Consider the following 743-nt stretch of genomic DNA (forward strand, 5'->3'; position numbering starts at 1 on the left):
CTTCTTATTACAAATAACAGCGTCATTTTTGAATATCTTCTCTATCCGGTTGTCAGTGTGTACGTCTATGCCACCTCGCGCCGAGCGCGCTGGCCGGGTGTGGCGGCGCAATGCGCGGGGTATGCGGCGGTGCTGACGGCCCTTGAGGTTGTCTTTGAACGGCATACGGATTTGATCGAATATCATGGTTGGAAGTGGGAATACTCGCTCGTTACGATGTTTCTGTTGACGCTGGCCGTTCGGTTGCTCGCAGGGCGAATGCTGAGACGAAATGAGTGAGCCAGCATGTCTATTTTTGCCCGTTTGGCGCTATACATATAGTATCATGTCCAAAAGGAGGCAAACGGGATGGTGCTGTTTGACATCAAACACCGCCTGTATTATGAAGCCATCAATTCCACGCGCCCGAAAATGGCGCCGATCCGCCAAGACCGGGCTTGGGGGTATGTATGGAAGACTGTAAACGGCGAGCGGGTGAAGTTTTGGATCGATTTCCGGCGCGGGCGGTACATGTATTTTGAGTACGGGCGCAAGTGTTACCGGGTCGCGTACTTGCAGGCAAACGGAAAAAAGTCAGGCGATGATGTGTTGGATGGCGCGATGATCGATTTGACGGTGGATGGGCATCGGCTGCTGTTCATGAAAGGGCGCGTAGGCCGCGAGACGGCGCAAGTGGTCTAAAGCAGGTGCGCCTCTTGGCAGGCGTTGGATGATCTTTTTCGCGCTTACGCTGAAACGGCGGG

General features: G+C 54.1%; 2 protein-coding genes. Both read left to right on the plus strand.

Translation table 11 applies throughout. The features are described 5' to 3' along the window. Positions 1-279, plus strand: a 279-nt coding sequence (locus VU18_RS15465; RefSeq protein WP_047758438.1) for a CBO0543 family protein, incomplete at its 5' end; no start/stop codon positions are given. Positions 280-348: 69 nt separating this feature from the next. Next, positions 349-681 carry a hypothetical protein gene (locus VU18_RS15470; RefSeq protein ID WP_047758439.1) on the plus strand — a complete coding sequence of 111 codons (333 nt, stop codon included), beginning with the start codon at positions 349-351 and terminating at the stop codon, positions 679-681. Positions 682-743: the final 62 nt, after the last annotated feature.

This window comes from Geobacillus sp. ZGt-1 (assembly GCF_001026865.1).
Taxonomy (GTDB): Bacteria; Bacillota; Bacilli; order Bacillales; family Anoxybacillaceae; genus Geobacillus; species Geobacillus thermoleovorans.